Raw genomic sequence first — 15,542 nt, forward strand, 5'->3', positions numbered from 1 at the left:
GGCCACCCCGGACGGCTGGCGTAGGTTGCCCGTAGTGGGCCAAAGGGCGTGCGAAAATGATCTTTCTTCGCGCGCCCGGCGGCCATCGTCGCTGGAAACCGCCGGTGGGCCAAAGCCCGAGCGCCAGGTCGACTCGGGGGAAGGCGGGCCTGGTCCTGAGGGCACGGAGGATGCACTGTGGCAGCGCAACCGTCTGAGCGGGGAGCGCCGAGGGGCGCGAGCCGCCGGCTGTTCATCACCCGGCTACGCGTGATCGTGCCGCTGCTTGCGTTCATCCTGCTGGTGATCTTGTTCTTGGCGCTGACGCCGGTGTACACCGACCTGCTGTTCTACCAGTCGGTCAACTTCAGCAAGGTCTTCACCACGGTCCTGTGGACGCGGGTGCTGCTGTTCGTGCTGTTCGGCGCCGTGATGGCCGTCGCTGTCGGCACCAACCTGGTGCTGGCCTACCGGCTGCGCCCACCGGTGCGGCCGTTGTCGGTGGAGCAGCAGAACCTGGAGCGTTACCGGACCGCGATCGAGCCGTATCTGCTCGTCATCCTGCTCGGGGTCACGGCGCTGTTCGGCCTCGCGGCCGGCCTGTCGGCGTCCGGGCGGTGGCGGACCTGGCTGCAGTGGGTCAACGGGCAGTCGTTCGGCGTGCGCGACCCGCAGTTCCACCGGGACATCAGCTACTACGCCTTCACCTACCCGTTCTATCGGTTCCTGTTCGGTTTCCTGCTGAGCGTGATGATCCTCTCGCTGCTGGTGGCCGTGATCACCCATTACCTGTTCGGGGGCATCCGCATCCAGGCGCCGCGTGAGCGGACCGCCAGCGCGTCTATGGAGCGGGTGACCCCGGCTGCGAAGGCGCACCTGTCGGTGCTGCTCGGCCTGCTCGCGCTGCTCAAGGCCTGGGGTTACTACCTGGACCGGTTCGGGTCGGTCTTCTCGTCGCGCGGGGTGGTCTCGACGGGCGCGGGCTACACCGACGTGCACGCGGTACTGCCGGCGAAGCTCATCCTGCTGTTCATCTCGCTGGCCTGCGCGGGCCTGTTCATCTACAACATCTTCCAGCGCGGGTGGACGCTGCCGTTGCTCGGCGCCGGGATCCTCGTGCTGTCCGCGGTGGTGATCGGCGGCATCTACCCGGCGATCGTCCAGCAGTTCCAGGTGAAGCCGAACGAGGCGTCCCGGGAGGCGCCGTACATATCGCGCAACATCGAGGCGACGCGGGCGGCCTACGGAATCGCGAACGTGAAACCACGCGAATACCCGCCTGTGACGGACGTGACCGCGGACGCCGTCGCGGACGATGTCGGAACCGTCTCCAACGTCCGGCTGCTCGACCCGAACAAGCTGTCGAGAACCTTCACCCAGCTCCAGCAGTTCGGCAACTACTACGGCTTCCCGGACACCCTCGACATCGACCGGTACAAGGTCGACGGCAGCACGCGGGACTACGTCGTCTCCGTCCGTGAGCTCGACCAGGCCGGGCTCGTACCGTCGCAGCGCAACTGGATCAACGAGCACTTGATCTACACACACGGCAAGGGATTCGTCGCGGCGCCGGCGAACACCGTCGAGGGCGGCAAGCCGGACTTCACGGTGGGAAACCTGCCGCAGACCGGTGACTTCGGTATAACCAAGAACCAGATTTACTTCGGCGAGCTGTCTCCGGAGTACTCGATCGTCGGCACGAAGCAGGCCGAGATCGACGGCGCGGGTGACTCCCAGAACCAGGCGACCACGAGTTACGACGGCGGCGGCGGAGTCTCGATCGGCTCTAGGTTCAACAGGTTCGTCTTCGCCGTCCGTTTCGGTGAGAAGAACATCCTCTTCTCGTCCGACATCACCGACCAATCGCGGATCCTCTACGAGCGCAACCCGCGCGACCGGGTGGCCAAGGTCGCGCCGTGGCTGACGCTCGACGGCGACCCGTACCCGGCGGTCGTGAACGGCCGGGTGACCTGGATCCTCGATGGCTACACCACGTCGGATGGCTACCCGTACTCCGACCGCAACGCCCTCGGCGAGGTCACCGCCGACGCGGTCACGGGACAGAACCGCACCCAGCAGGGCTCCAACCAGATCAACTATCTCCGCAACTCGGTGAAGGCCACCGTCGACGCCTACGACGGCACGGTGACGCTTTACGCCTTCGACGAGTCGGATCCGGTGCTGCGGACCTGGATGCGCGCCTTCCCTGGCACGGTGAAGCCAGCCAAGGAAATCCCGCCCGCGTTGAGGGCGCACTTCCGCTACCCCGAGGACCTGTTCAAGGTGCAGCGGGACGTGCTCGCCGACTACCACGTGACCGATCCCCGGGCGTTCTACTCGCAGGAGGACTTCTGGGGTGTCTCGCCGGCGCCGGATGACGGGAGCAAGGACCAACCACCCTTCTACGTGTATAGCCAGCTGCCGGACCGGGACGCGCCGTCGTTCAACCTGACCTCACCGCTGATATCGCGAAAATCATCGAAGTTGGCCGCGTACGTGGCCGTCTCCAGTGATCCGGACAACTACGGGCAGTTCGAGGTGCTGCACCTGCCGCAGGGGGTGACGATCAACGGGCCGGCGCAGGTGCAGAGCCTGATAGAGGCCAACAGCGACGTGGCGCAGAAACTCCTGGCCTGGCGAGGGAGCGGCTCCAACACCACGATCGAGACCATCGAGGGCAACCTGCTCACCCTGCCGGTCGCCGACGGGCTCGTGTACATCGAGCCCTACTACGTCCAGGCCAGAGGTTCGTCCGGGTACCCGACGCTGCAGGGCGTCGCGGTGGTGTACGGCGACAAGGTCGCGCTGGAGGACTCGCTGCAGGCGGCGCTCGACAAGGTGTTCGGCCCCGGCGCCGGCGCGCCCGCCGCCGGCGCCGGGATCGGAGGCGGTGGCGGCGGCAGTGGCGCGGGGCCACCGACGACGACGCCCACCGCGGGTGCCACCGCCTCGGGGACACCTTCGCCGTTGACGACCGCGTCGCCGAGCGTGGCTCCACCTGGTGCGGGCCCCGATCTGCTGCGGGCGATCGGTGACCTCAACGCAGCCCGCACCGCCGAGGACAAGGCGCTGGCGGAGTCCCCGCCGGACTGGGCGGCCTTCGGCGCGGCGCGCGTGGACGAGGACAAGGCGATCCGCCGGATCAACGAGCTGACGGGCGCCAGCACGCCGTCGGCCTCACCGCCGCCGACAACACCGTCGCCCAGCACCGGTCCGTCCGGCTAGAGGGCCAAAGGGTGTGCGAAAATGATCTTCCTTCGCACACCCGGCGGCCCGTTGTCCCCAGGATCACTAACGGAGTCCCGATGGGGCCGCCCGAGGGGCGGCCCCATCGTTTTGACAGCCCACTCCGACCATCTGATACGGTAGTGACAACGACGCGGGGTGGAGCAGCTCGGTAGCTCGCTGGGCTCATAACCCAGAGGTCGCAGGTTCAAATCCTGTCCCCGCTACGAATTCAGGCCCGGAGATCGTGGATCTCCGGGCCTGAACATTGTGATGCGTCAGATCTCCCCTCCCGCGGACATGGCCAGGGTCGCGTCCAGCTCGGCGCGGGTGGGCGGGTCGGCGCCCTCCCTTCCCACCGTCAGCCCCGCGACGACGGAGGCCTGGGTCAGCACGTCGAACCACCCTCCGTCGTCGAGACTCCGGAGAGCCTCGCGCCGCGCGGACCCGAGCAGGCCCAGGCACCAGAGCCGGTCGATCACCCCCGCGCAGAAGGCGTCTCCCGCCCCGATCGTGTCCACGACCTCGACCCGTTGGGCGGCCGCGGCGACGACCGCACCCGGCGTGACGCACAGCGACCCGCGGGCGCCGAGCGTCACCACCACCGCGCTCGGCCCCAGCCCGAGGAGTCGTTCGGCGGCCTGGGCGGGCGCCAGCCCCGGCAGCAGGTGCGCGAGATCCTCGTCGGACGTGGTGACCACGTCCGCGAGTCGCACGATGCGCTCGACCCGTGTCCGCAGACCCTCGTCGGCTCCCATCGCGGCCGGGCGTAGGTTGAGGTCGTAGGTAACGGTCGTGGCTGGGGCTAGGCCGCGGATGAGTTCGGCCACGTGCTGGGCACCGGGCGGGAGCACGGCACCGAACGATCCGGTGTGCACCACCACGGGCCGCGTGGCTGGAGGGTCGGGAGCGACGTCCCAGTCGAGGTCGAAGACGTATGACGCGTTGCCGTCGGCCCGCAGCCGTGCGTGGGCAGTCGACGTCCGCGGTCCGCGCTGGGCGAGCAGCTCGATGCCTTCGCCGCGGAAGTGCGCCGCCAGCCGCGCGCCTCGGCGGTCCGTCCCAAGCCGGGTGGCCAACGTCACCGGATGGCCGAGCCGGGCCAGCCCCACCGCGACATTCGCCGGACTTCCGCCGGGTCGCTCGCGAAGCGAGCCGTACGCGCCGTGCAGCACGTCAACGAGCGCCTCGCCGACGACCAGCGCGCTCCCGGGTCCCACCGCGCCCTGGCCACCGCGGCCGCGGGTCGTCGCCTGGAGCGGTACGCCGGCGTCGATCGTCATGGTGCCGCACGTCCCGGGGTCTCGGCCAGCGTCGTGGCGCCGGTCATGATCGCGACGGCCTCGGACATCGTGTGCGACCTCGGCGTGATCACCCCGGCCGACCGCCCGAGCCGCTGAATCTGGATCCGGTTCGCCACCTCGAACACGTTCGGCATGTTGTGGCTGATCAGAATCACGGCGAGCCCGCGTTTCTTCACCTCCTCGATCAGCCGGAGCACCTGGGCCGTCTCCTTCACGCCCAGCGCGGCCGTCGGCTCGTCGAGGACGACGAGCTTGCTGGCGAAGGCCGCGGCACGCGCCACCGCGACCGCCTGCCGCTGGCCGCCGGAGAGGGTCTCGACCGCCTGGCCCATGTTCTGCAGGGTCCCGATGCCGAGTTCGGTCATCGAGCGCTCGGCGCTGGCGCGCATCCCCTTCTTGTCGAGCATGCGCAGGACGGAGCCGAGGACGCCCTTTCGGCGTACCTCGCGTCCGAGGAACAGGTTGCTCGCGATGTCGAGGGCCGGTGCCACCGCGAGCGTCTGGTAGACGGTCTCGATTCCGGCGGCCCGGGCGTCCTGCGGGCGCTTGAACTGCACCGGGGAGCCGTCGACCAGAATCTCGCCGGCGTCGGGGATGTAGGCCCCGGTGAGACACTTGATCAGGGTGGACTTGCCGGCGCCGTTGTCGCCGATGATGGCCAGAACCTCGCCTGGGTAGAGGGCGAGGTCGACGCCGTCGAGGCCGACCACCCGGCCGAAGGTCTTCACAAGCCCGCGGGCCTCGAGGGCGGGGACCCGGCGTTCGGCCGCGGCTAACGGCTTGGTCATCGTTGTGCTCATGCCCGCACTTTCCTGATCCATTGGTCGACACCCACGGCGGCGATGACGAGGATGCCGATGGCCAGCACGCGGTACTGGTCGTCGACCCCCGCGAGTGACAGGCCGCTGCGGAACACCCCGACGATCAGTGCGCCGATCAGCGACCCGACCACGACACCGCGGCCGCCGAAGAGGCTGGTTCCGCCGATCACGACGGCCGTGATGCTCTCGAGATTCGCGTCTGTCAGCGCATTGGGGCTGGCGGCCCCGGCGCGGCCGATGAGGATCCACGCGGTTATCCCGAAGATCACCCCGGCCGCGACGTACACCGACAGCAGCACCCGGCCTACTCTGATGCCCGCGAGCCTCGCCGCCTCCGCGTCGTTGCCGACCGCGTAGACGTGCCTGCCCCAGGCTGTCTGGCCGAGCGCGTACGCCGCGAGGACGTACATCACCGCGACGAGCACGACCCCGGTGGTGATCCGGAACCGGCCCGCGCCGAAGGTGTCGCCCGTCCAGCTCAGCACGTCGGGCATGGACGACGCCTGGATGCTGCGCGCCTTGGAGTAGAGCAGCCCGAGCGCCGTGAAGACGCTCAGCGTGCCGAGCGTGGCGATGAATGGCGGCACCTTCAACCGCATGACGAGCAAGCCGTTGACGAGGCCGCCCAGCGCGCCGAGGGCGACGCCGATCGCGATCGCGAGCCCGCCCGGCAGGCCCTGCTCGGCGGCGAGCTTGGCCATCACCATCATGGAGAGCAGGGTGAGCGCGCCGACGGAGAGGTCGATGCCCGCCGTCAGGATGATCAGCGTCTGGCCGATCGCCAGCGCCGCCACGATCGCTACCTGCTGGAGAACCAACGAGAGCGACTGCGCGGAGGAGAACCTCGGGTTGACGATCGTGAACACGACGAACGAGGCCACCAGCACGAGGATCGGGCTGATCGTGGGATGCCCGTGCAGGAGGTGCTGAACCGACTGCGTCGGCGACCGGCGCCGAGCGGCGAAGGCCTCAGCCGCCATGGCTGGCTGGTGCGGGATCGTGGTTGACACAGGCTCCTCCATCCCGGCCTCAGCTGACGGTGCCCCAGCAGATCTTGCTGGCCTCGTCGGTTCCGATGCTGTCGACGCCCGCGGCCGGCTTCTCGGTGACCAGCGCCGCGCCGGTGTCGATGAAGTCAAGGCCCGGCGAGGTGGCCGGCTTCGCGCCGCCCTTGGCGATCTGGGCGATGGCCTCGACGCCGAGCTGGGCCATCTTGAGCGGGTACTGCTGCGAGGTGGCCGCGAGCGTGCCGTCCTTCACCTTGCTGACGCCGAGACAGCCGCCGTCGACAGAGACGATGGTCGCCTTCTTACCCGCCGCCGCGAGGGCCTCGGACGCCCCGATCCCGGCCGGCTCGTTGATCGAGTAGACCAGGTTGATGTTCGGGTTCTTGGCCAGGCAGCGCTCCATGGCGCTCTTGCCGTCGGGCTGGGCGCCGTTGGTCGGCTCGTTGCAGGCGATCGTGTACCCGCCGCCGCTGTAGGTGCCGGCCTTGGCCTCGTCGCCGTTCTTGGTCTTGTCCTTGACGTCGATCCCCATGCCGGTCAGATAGCCCTGGTCGCGGTTGTAGTCCACGGAAACGATCTTGTCGTTGAAGAGGTCAAGCATCGCGATCACGACGTCCTGGCCCTTCATGGTCTTGGCCGCCCACTGGCCGATGAGCTCGCCGGCCTTGAAGTTGTCGGTCGCGTAGGTGATGTCGACGGTGTCGGCCGGGTCGGGCGGGGTGTCGAGCGCGATCACGTACAGGCCGGCGTCCCGAGCCTTCTTGATCGCGGAGTTCACGCCCGGCCCGTTCGGGGTGATGAGGATGCCGTCCTGGCCGGCCGCGATCGCGTTCTCGATGAGCGTGATCTGGCCCTCCTCGTCACCGTCCTCCTTGCCCGCGCCGACGGTGAGGTCGACGCCCTGGTCCTTGGCGGCCTTCTTGGCGCCCTCCTGCATCGCGACGAAGAACGGGTTGATCGAGTCCTTGGTGATCAGCGAGACCGCGACCGTGTCGGACCCGGACCCGGACCCGGAGCCGCCGCAGGCCGCCGTGGCGGTGACGGCAGACAGTAAGACGGCCACGCAGGCGACTCGGCTAACGCGGGAGCGGACCCGGCCGGACGCCGCGGGTCGGGTGTGGCGGGTTCGGTGCATCGTGGCGACCCTTCTCTCGACTGTCCGGCAGACCTCGGCCCCGGACCAGACAACGTTGTCAGGCGATGGTCATAGCGGGATGGCCCCGTGTCAAGTCTCATATGTCTGGATGCCGGGTATGATTGACAGCGTTGTCGGGACCCGGTACTCCTGGTTCCGGAGGGAGGCCGCGCATGCGCAAGCGCGCCACCATGACGGACGTCGCCGCCTTGGCTGGCGTGAGCCTCAAGACCGTCTCGCGGGTCGTCAACGGCGAGCCGGGGGTGTCGCCCGATCTGGTCGAGCGGGTCCGCCGAGCCGTCGAGCAGCTCGACTACCGGCACAACCTGGCGGCGAGCAACCTACGGCGCGGGGTGCGCACCCAGACGATCGGCGTGCTGCTCCATGACCTCCGTAACGAGTACGCCGCGGAGCTGCTGCGCGTGATCGACGACCATGCCCGGCCGCTCGGCGTCGCGGTGCTTGCGTCGAGCCTCGACGACCACGAGGACCGCGAGCAGGTTCTCGTCCACGACATGGTCACGCGGCGCGTCGACGGGCTCGTGCTGATGCCGGCCAGCCCGGACCAGAGCTACCTGCTCCCGGAGGTCCGAGCGGGCCTCCCCGTCGTCGCCGTGGACCGGCCCACGGCGGGCCTCGCGGTCGACACTGTCGTCGTCGACAACCGGGACGGTGCCCACCGGGCGACCGAGTACCTTCTTGGCCGAGGCCATGTTCGCGTCGCGTGTCTGACCGACCGCGGTCGGCTGTGGACCGCGCGGGAGCGACTCCGCGGGTACCTCGAAGCGATCACGGAAGCTGGCCTGCCCGTCGACGAGCGGATCGTCGTCAAGGACCTGGTTACCGCCGACGAGGCGACGGCGGCGACCCGTGCGCTCCTCGATCTCGCCGATCCGCCTACCGCGGTGTTCGCCGGCCGCAACGACCTGTCGGTCGGCGTGGTCAGGGCGCTGCGTGAGCGCGCCCTCGAGCGCAGGGTCGCGGTCGTCGGCTTCGACGACTTCCCCTTGGCCGATCTGATGAGCCCGGCCGTCACGGTGGTCAGCCAGCGGGTGACCGAGATCGGCGCGACCGCGGCACAGCTGCTTTTCGCCCGCATGCACGGCGAAGCGCCCACGCCACGGACTGTGGTGGTGCCGACCCGGCTCGTCGAGCGCGAGTCCGGGCTGATCCCCGTGCCGGTCACGTTTGCTTGACGGCGGCCCGCGCCAGATCGCGCTCGCGTCCTCCTGGGCGAGCGGGACCAACTCACCGTCACCCCGTCGATGGTGAACGTCGCCGGCCTCACCCCGCTCGACGAGGTCGCCTGCCCGCTGCCCGCGGCCGGGCGAGGCCGCGCGGGCCGGCGCCGCCGCTCGCTTTGACAGGCTCGGCCAGCCGGTGTGTATAGTTTGCAACAATGACGCGGGGTGGAGCAGCTCGGTAGCTCGCTGGGCTCATAACCCAGAGGTCGCAGGTTCAAATCCTGTCCCCGCTACCAGTTTGGTTGTACCGTCGAGGCCGTCCCGGAGAGATCCGGGGCGGCCTTTGACGTTTCCTGAGGGACGCTCGTCCGTGGCCGATCCATACCTCCGCCCCAGCCCGGGTTCGCCGGGGCGAAGCTGCCCAGTTTGGCCAGGTTGGGCTCCGTCGCGTACGGGTCACTCTCCGGGCGGTTGGGTTCGGTGGGGCCAGCTCACGGATCGGACATCCGCTTTGACACCTCCTGGCCACGAGCGTGTATAGTTGCCATTACCGACGCGGGGTGGAGCAGCTCGGTAGCTCGCTGGGCTCATAACCCAGAGGTCACAGGTTCAAATCCTGTCCCCGCTACGAGACCAGGGATAGAAGTAGCCCTGGATGACAAAGGCCGGCGCGATCGCGCCGGCCTTTGTCATTTCCGGGACTGGTTTTCGGGAGGGACGGGTCAGCCGGCCGCTCGGGCTAGGTCGGCGCACATCGCGTCGAGGCTGTCCAGGTAGCGGTCCACGTCGGCGTCGGTGTGCTGGACCGAGAGGGTCCACTCCTCCTCGCGCCCCGGGGCCATCAGCACGCCGCGGTTGGCGTTGTAGAGCCAGGCGAGCTCCGGCAGCTCGGCGTTCTGATGTTCCATGAATGTCGTGTAGTCGCGGATCGGGGCGTCGGTGAAGTGGACGCAGCCCTTCGACGAGATGCCGACCGTGTAGCCCGGGATGCCGTGGCGGGCGAGGATCGCGTCGCACCCGGCGATGAGCCGGTCGTTCAGGCGGTCGAGGTGCGCGTACGCCTCCGGGGTGAGCACGCCGAACAGGCTCGCGCGCGCCGCGGCCATCGTCAGCGGGTTGCCGTTGTAGGTGCCGACCTGCTTCACCTTCCCGGTCGCCACGACCTCCATGATCTCGTCGGTGGCGCCGATCGCCCCGGCCGGCAGGCCCCCGCCCAGCGCCTTGGCGAGCGTCACCATGTCCGGCGTGACACCGAACCGCTCGGTCGCGCCACCGGGAGCGACGCACAGGCCGGTCTTCACCTCGTCGAAGATCAGGACGATGCCGTGCCGCCGGGTGATGTCCCGGACGGCCTCCAGGTAGCCGGGCTCGGGCAGGATGACGCCGAGGTTCATCATCGCCGCCTCCATGATCACGCAGGCGGGCTTGCGGCCCTCGTCGATGAGCCGCTCGATCCGGCGCTCCATGGCCGGAGCGTCGTTGAACGGCACCGGGACGGTGAGGTCGACGACCGCCTCCGGGATGCCGGCGCCGTAGCCGAGCGAGTTCATGTCGTCCGCCGGGCCGATGTCGGCGTAGGGAGCGCCGATCGAGACCATGACGTAGTCGTGGTGGCCGTGGTACGAGCCGAAAATCTTGACGATGGTCTCCCGGCCGGTGAGCCCGCGCGCGATCCGGATCGCGTCCATCGTCGCCTCGGAGCCCGAGTTGACGAAGCGCCACTGCGGCAGCCCGAACCGGCGGGCCAGCTCCTCGCTCACCACGACGGCGTCCTCGGTCGGCATCGCGAAGTGGCTGCCCAGCGCGACCCGTTCCGAGACGGCGCGCACGATCGCCGGGTGCGCGTGGCCCTGCACCATCGAGCCGAACGCGTTGTGGAAGTCGGCGTACTCATTGCCGTCGACGTCCCATACCCGCGACCCGCGCCCATGGGTGAGGTAGATCGGCCATGGGTCGCGTTCCTGGTAGGACGACGGCACCCCTCCGGTCATGGTGCGCAGCGCGCGCTCGTGCATCGTGCCGGAGCCGGGGGTGGCCGCCTCCAGCCGCGCCTCCTCCCGCCCGGCGAGGTCGGCGGCCCGTTCGGTGAGTGCCGCCGTCGAGATCCTCTCGGCCGGTTGGTTGCGTGTGTCAGCCGTGGTCACGGCGGCCTCCCGGGGCTCGCGATGGGCAGTTCAACGCTGGAAGCGTAGCCCCCAACCCCGGTTTGCGATGGAATCCGTCGAGATAATCCCTTCTGATCATCGCATCACGGCCGAGATCGTGCGGTCATACGATGGCGGGTACTGTCGGCCGGCATGGCGCCGCGAATGGTGACCGGCTGGACGAGAGGTCGCCCGGCGGCTCTGTCTCGTGCCTTGCCGTCATGCCCGTCGGGGACGGGGTGACGTTCCCGCTGCCGGGTTCCATCGGGTCCAGCGGTATCCGATAACAGCCGTCAGGATTGTGGTCATCGGTGGCCAGGATTGGTGGCGAGGAGGAAGTGGAGGAAGCGGTGCAGATGCGCAGGGCGTCGGGTGGTCGCTCCTCGTCCGAGCCTCTGCTGGACGACGTCAACAAGGCGATCATCGAGCAGCTCCAGCAGGACGGCCGGCGGTCCTACGCGGCGATGGCGGCGGCGGTGGGGCTGTCCGAGGCCGCCGTGCGCCAGCGGGTGCAGCGGCTGCTCGACGCCGGGATCATGCAGATCGTCGCGGTCACCGACCCGTTGCGGGTGGGTTTCAAGCGTCAGGCGATGATCGGCGTGCGAGTGATCGGTGATACGAGGGAGGTCGCGGACGCGTTGTCCGCGCTGCCCGAGGTCGACTACGTCGTGATCACGGCCGGGTCGTTCGACCTGCTGCTGGAGATCGTCGCCGAGGACGACGAGCACTTGATCTCGCTGGTCAACGACCACATCAGGGCGCTTCCCCAGGTCAGGGAGACCGAGACGTTCGTCTACCTTCGCCTGGTCAAGCAGACCTACACCTGGGGCGTCCGCTAACACCCGCAGATGGGCCTTCGGCCGCCTGGACAGCAGCGCCGCGGTTGCCGGAGGACGCCGTTCAGTGCCGGCTTGCCCTCAACGAGGGCGTGGTGGGGTGCGCCAGCCGCCGGGGGCGGTCGGGTCGATGGTGTCCGCGGCGGCGAGGAGTGCCTGGGCGAGGGCCCGAGCCTCGGTTGGGCCCAGGTAGGCGACCGCGAGCGTGTCGAACATCGGGGAGACCAGGCGAAGCAGAATGACGGGCCCGTTGTCGCGGCCCGCTGGCGGTTCCGGCCGGACTGTGATCTCAGAACCGCCGAGGCGGGTCACCAGGATGTCATCGGCTGGTTCACGTCCGACCTGAGGCATGGGCCGTCCCATCTACCCGGGCCGGCTGACATCCGGCCACCGCGCTCTGTCGGACTCCTGAAACCACCCCCTGGTTGTGTATCGGTTGATTTTTGCGACTATTCGGCACGTTCGCCCGAGATCTCCCGCCGGTGCGGGGGAGCCGGTGCGACGAGGAAGCCGACCGACACCGCGACCAGCATCAGGTGAAACGAGTTGAGGCTGGTGCACCGGGTGGAGGCCGCGATCCGCGGTGACGAGCCGTCAGTGGCCGGTGAGACGATCCACGGCCTTGCCAAGGTGGGACGGCCGGCCGGTGCGGTTCTCCCGGGCGTCGGCCGTCGCGGCGCCGAGACGGCCGGCATTGACGCCGAGCCACCGCAGCGGTTCGGGCTCCCACGGCCGGGTCCGCCGGTTCACCCAGGGAAGCCTTGTGTTCGGCGTGTCCAGGCCCGCGACCAGCTCGGCGAGCGTCCGCCCGGCCAGGGCGCTCGCGGCGACGCCGTCGCCAACGTAGCCACCGCCGCTGCCCAGACCCGTGGCCGGGTCGAAACGCACCGACGGGGCCCAGTCGCGGGGCACACCGAGCGGGCCGCCCCAGCGATGGGTGATCTCGGCTCGCGCCGCCGCCGGGAACAGGGTGCCGAGGGTGCGGCGCAGGTGTTCGAAGACGGCGTCCTCATGGTCGAACGACGGCTTGATCCGCGAGCCCAGGTGGTAGGGCGCTCCCCGGCCGCCCAGCACGATGCGCCCGTCGGCGGTGCGCTGGGCGTAGATGATCAGGCGGCGGGCGTCGTTCAGGGTGAACCGCTCCCGCCAGCCGATCTCGTCCCAGGCCGCGGCCGGCAGCGGCTCGGTCGCGATGACCAGCGAGTAGATGGGCACGAGCTCGCGGCGGTGGCCGGCAAACCGGGGCGTCCACGCCTCGGTCGCCCGGATCACCGCGTCGGCTCGGACCGTGCCACCGTCGAGCTCGACGAGCCCAGGGGCGATCGCACGCGCCGGCGAGTGCTCGAAGACGGTCACGCCGCGCCGCTCGACCGCGTCCGCCAGTCCCCTGACCAGCTTCCCGGGGGACAGCGCGGCGCACTCCGGGTCGAACACACCGCCGAGCGCGCCCGGGATGCGCACCCGCGCCGCCACCTGGTCGGCGTTCAGCCAGCCGCGGCCCTCGGCACGCAGCCTCGCCTCCTGCGCGGGCGTGGTGGCCAGGCACAGGTAGCCGTCCTTGGCGAAGTCGCAGTCGATGCCCTCGGCCGCGGCGACCGCTCCCACCTCGTCGACGGTGGCGGCCAGCGCTGGGCGCAGCTGGTCGGCCATCGAGGCGACCGGGAACAGCGCCGAGCACCAGCCGCCGTTGCGGCCGGACGCGCCGAATCCGGCGACCTCGCTCTCGACCACGACCACGCGCCTTTCCGGGGCGAGCGTGGCCAGGTGGTACGCGGTCCACAGCCCGGTGAACCCGGCGCCGACGACGCACACGTCGGCGCGCAGCTCGCCGCGCAGCGCGGACCGTGGCGTCACCGGGCCCAGGAGCTGGTCGGCCCACAGTGAGGCCGGCAGCGCCGTCGACGGGCGCGCCGGGCGCCGGCGTATCCGCTGGACGATCCGGCTCGCGTCAGCCACCTGCCCTGCCTACCCTTCGGAACGGGGCGCGCACCGGATCCTGTCCGGTTGGCGCGGCCGGACGGAGGTGCGATCCGTGTTCTACCTCGGAACTCTGGCGCCCTTCGGCGGCGGGACCGGCTGCGGCCTGGGGCCACCGCATCGTGTGGGCCGTCCGTCACCGCGTCCCGACGACCTTCGGCCGCGCGATGGGCGACGTGCTCAGCGACATCTATCCGAGCGTGGTATCCGTGCCCTAGTGTGCGGGCAACTGCCGTCTTCGACCGTACTTGCCCGGTCCGAAGACGGCATCCGTAGGTCCGTCACGTTCTCGCCGCCGCGCGGCCGCGTGCCGGAATCCGGAATGTGGTGGAGTCTGAGCCCGGCGGATGTGGGGACCGCGGAGGGCTGACGTCGGGGACGGGAGAGGGTGGATGGGCACGGTTCTGGGCAACTTCATCGGCGGCGAGCACGTGCCGGCGGCCGACGGCCGAACGATGCCGATCGTCGACCCGTCGACCGGCGAGCAGTACGCCGAGGCGCCGCTCTCGGGCCCCGCCGACGTGGACCGCGCCGTCACCGCGGCGGCGGGCGCGTTCGAGTCATGGCGGGACGCGACGCCGAGCGAGCGCGCCCGCGCCCTGCTGAAGATCGCCGATGCGATCGAGGAGCGTGCCGACGACATCGTCGCGGCCGAGAGCCGCAACACGGGCAAGCCCGTCCAGCTCACCCTGGACGAGGAGATCCCGCCGTCGGCCGACCAGGTCCGGTTCTTCGCCGGTGCCGCGCGGCTGCTGGAGGGCCGCGCGGCCGGGGAGTACATGGCGGGGCATACCAGCTATGTACGGCGCGAGCCGATCGGCGTCTGCGGCCAGGTCACCCCGTGGAACTACCCGTTCATGATGGCGATCTGGAAGATCGCCCCCGCGCTCGCGGCTGGCAACACCGTCGTCCTTAAGCCGTCGGACACCACCCCGGCGAGCAGCCTGCTGCTGGCCGAGATCGCGGCCGAGTTCCTGCCGCCGGGCGTGCTCAACGTCGTCTGCGGCGACCGTGACTCCGGGCGGGCCCTGGTCACCCACAAGGTGCCAGCGATGGTCTCGGTGACCGGCAGCGTCCGCGCCGGCACGGAGGTCGCCAAGGCCGCGGCGGACGACCTCAAGCGGGTGCATCTGGAGCTCGGCGGCAAGGCGCCGGTCGTGGTGTTCGACGACGTCGACCCGGTGCGGGTGGCGGAGGGGATCGCCGGCGCGGGCTACTTCAACGCCGGCCAGGACTGCACCGCGGCGACGAGGGTGCTGGCCGCCCCCGGTATCTACGACGACCTCGTCGCGGCGCTCGGCGAGGCCGCCCGCGCCACCCACATCGGCCCGCCGTCGGACGCCGAGGCCGCCTTCGGGCCGCTGAACAACGCGAACCAGCTCGCCCGGGTGAGCGGGTTCGTCACGCGGGCGCCCGCGCACACCGAGGTCGTGGCGGGTGGCGTGGCGGTCGATGGTCCGGGGTACTTCTACCCACCCACGGTCATCGCCGGCGTACGTCAGGACGACGAGCTCGCCCAGCAGGAGGTCTTCGGGCCGGTCGTGACCGTGCAGCGGTTCTCGGACGAGGACGAGGCGGTGCGATGGGCCAACGGTGTCGAGTACGGCCTGGCGTCGAGCGTGTGGACGTCGGACCACGGGCGCGCCATGCGGGTCACCCGTCGCCTCGACTTCGGCTGCGTGTGGGTGAACACGCACATCCCGATCGTCGCGGAGATGCCGCACGGAGGTTTCAAGAAGAGCGGTTACGGTAAAGATCTCTCGGTCTACGGGCTCGAGGACTACACCCGGATCAAGCACGTCATGCATAACCTCGAGTTCTAGGCCTCGCGGAGGCGCTGCCCCCAAGGTCCGCGAGCGACGTCGGCGCGGTGCCGGCGGAGTGCACGGTCTGCTCCTCCCGCGCACCTCCGCCAGTCCTCAGGGGCACG

General features: G+C 70.0%; 11 protein-coding genes and 3 tRNA genes. 7 read left to right on the top strand and 7 right to left on the bottom strand.

Annotated features, from left to right (window positions below; all coding sequences use genetic code 11):
- The first annotated feature begins 177 nt into the window (after positions 1–177).
- Positions 178–3,204, top strand: coding sequence for a UPF0182 family membrane protein (locus BCD48_RS20205; protein ID WP_071049975.1), 3,027 nt, complete (start codon positions 178–180; stop codon positions 3,202–3,204).
- Between the two features lie 153 nt (positions 3,205–3,357).
- A tRNA-Met gene (locus tag BCD48_RS20210) sits at positions 3,358–3,431 on the top strand.
- Positions 3,432–3,482: 51 nt separating this feature from the next.
- On the opposite strand, the gene BCD48_RS20215 is transcribed toward BCD48_RS20210, so the two are convergent.
- Genes BCD48_RS20215 through BCD48_RS20230 form a run of 4 tightly spaced genes read right to left on the bottom strand, consistent with a single transcriptional unit; the run spans position 3,483 to position 7,399 of the window.
- Positions 3,483–4,487 carry a PfkB family carbohydrate kinase gene (locus tag BCD48_RS20215; protein WP_083418937.1) on the bottom strand — a complete coding sequence of 335 codons (1,005 nt, stop codon included), beginning with the start codon at positions 4,485–4,487 and terminating at the stop codon, positions 3,483–3,485.
- Positions 4,484–5,308: an ATP-binding cassette domain-containing protein gene (locus BCD48_RS20220; protein WP_071049976.1), complete on the bottom strand. Its 825-nt coding sequence runs from the start codon at positions 5,306–5,308 to the stop codon at positions 4,484–4,486. Before BCD48_RS20220 ends, BCD48_RS20215 begins: the two co-directional genes overlap by 4 nt.
- Entirely contained in the window at positions 5,305–6,339 is a 1,035-nt protein-coding gene (locus BCD48_RS20225) for an ABC transporter permease (protein ID WP_007515983.1), read from the bottom strand. The genes BCD48_RS20220 and BCD48_RS20225 overlap by 4 nt, the downstream gene beginning before the upstream one ends.
- A 19-nt stretch (positions 6,340–6,358) precedes the next feature.
- Positions 6,359–7,399, bottom strand: coding sequence for a substrate-binding domain-containing protein (locus BCD48_RS20230; protein WP_241841873.1), 1,041 nt, complete (start codon positions 7,397–7,399; stop codon positions 6,359–6,361).
- Between the two features lie 245 nt (positions 7,400–7,644).
- Here BCD48_RS20230 and BCD48_RS20235 point away from each other — a divergent pair, with 245 nt between their 5' ends.
- The 3 genes from BCD48_RS20235 to BCD48_RS20245 all read left to right on the top strand — a co-directional run bounded on the left by BCD48_RS20235 (position 7,645) and on the right by BCD48_RS20245 (position 9,283).
- Positions 7,645–8,667, top strand: coding sequence for a LacI family DNA-binding transcriptional regulator (locus tag BCD48_RS20235; RefSeq protein ID WP_071049979.1), 1,023 nt, complete (start codon positions 7,645–7,647; stop codon positions 8,665–8,667).
- A gap of 207 nt (positions 8,668–8,874) precedes the next feature.
- Positions 8,875–8,951: transfer RNA gene (locus BCD48_RS20240), tRNA-Met, on the top strand.
- Between the two features lie 258 nt (positions 8,952–9,209).
- Positions 9,210–9,283 (top strand) — tRNA-Met (locus tag BCD48_RS20245).
- Positions 9,284–9,377: 94 nt separating this feature from the next.
- On the opposite strand, the gene BCD48_RS20250 is transcribed toward BCD48_RS20245, so the two are convergent.
- Positions 9,378–10,760 (bottom strand): aspartate aminotransferase family protein, encoded by a 1,383-nt coding sequence (locus tag BCD48_RS20250; protein ID WP_071050042.1) that lies wholly within the window; start codon positions 10,758–10,760, stop codon positions 9,378–9,380.
- A gap of 389 nt (positions 10,761–11,149) precedes the next feature.
- Here BCD48_RS20250 and BCD48_RS20255 point away from each other — a divergent pair, with 389 nt between their 5' ends.
- Positions 11,150–11,638 (top strand): Lrp/AsnC family transcriptional regulator, encoded by a 489-nt coding sequence (locus BCD48_RS20255; RefSeq protein WP_083418960.1) that lies wholly within the window; start codon positions 11,150–11,152, stop codon positions 11,636–11,638.
- Between the two features lie 78 nt (positions 11,639–11,716).
- Here BCD48_RS20255 and BCD48_RS20260 read toward each other — a convergent pair whose 3' ends face one another.
- Both BCD48_RS20260 and BCD48_RS20265 read right to left on the bottom strand, forming a co-directional pair.
- Complete coding sequence (locus BCD48_RS20260) at positions 11,717–11,986, bottom strand: hypothetical protein (protein WP_071049980.1); 270 nt, start codon at positions 11,984–11,986, stop codon at positions 11,717–11,719.
- A 243-nt stretch (positions 11,987–12,229) separates the two neighbouring features.
- On the bottom strand, positions 12,230–13,591 hold the full coding sequence (locus BCD48_RS20265; protein ID WP_071049981.1) for an NAD(P)/FAD-dependent oxidoreductase: 1,362 nt from the start codon (positions 13,589–13,591) through the stop codon (positions 12,230–12,232).
- 413 nt (positions 13,592–14,004) lie between these two features.
- Between BCD48_RS20265 and BCD48_RS20270 the strand changes: the two genes are divergently transcribed.
- The gene (locus BCD48_RS20270; protein WP_071049982.1) at positions 14,005–15,435 is read left to right on the top strand and encodes a gamma-aminobutyraldehyde dehydrogenase; all 1,431 of its coding nucleotides are present in this window, start codon (positions 14,005–14,007) and stop codon (positions 15,433–15,435) included.
- Positions 15,436–15,542 lie beyond the last annotated feature (107 nt).

Origin of the sequence: Pseudofrankia coriaricola, from assembly GCF_001854805.1 — a bacterium.
Classification (GTDB): Bacteria; Actinomycetota; Actinomycetes; order Frankiales; family Frankiaceae; genus Pseudofrankia.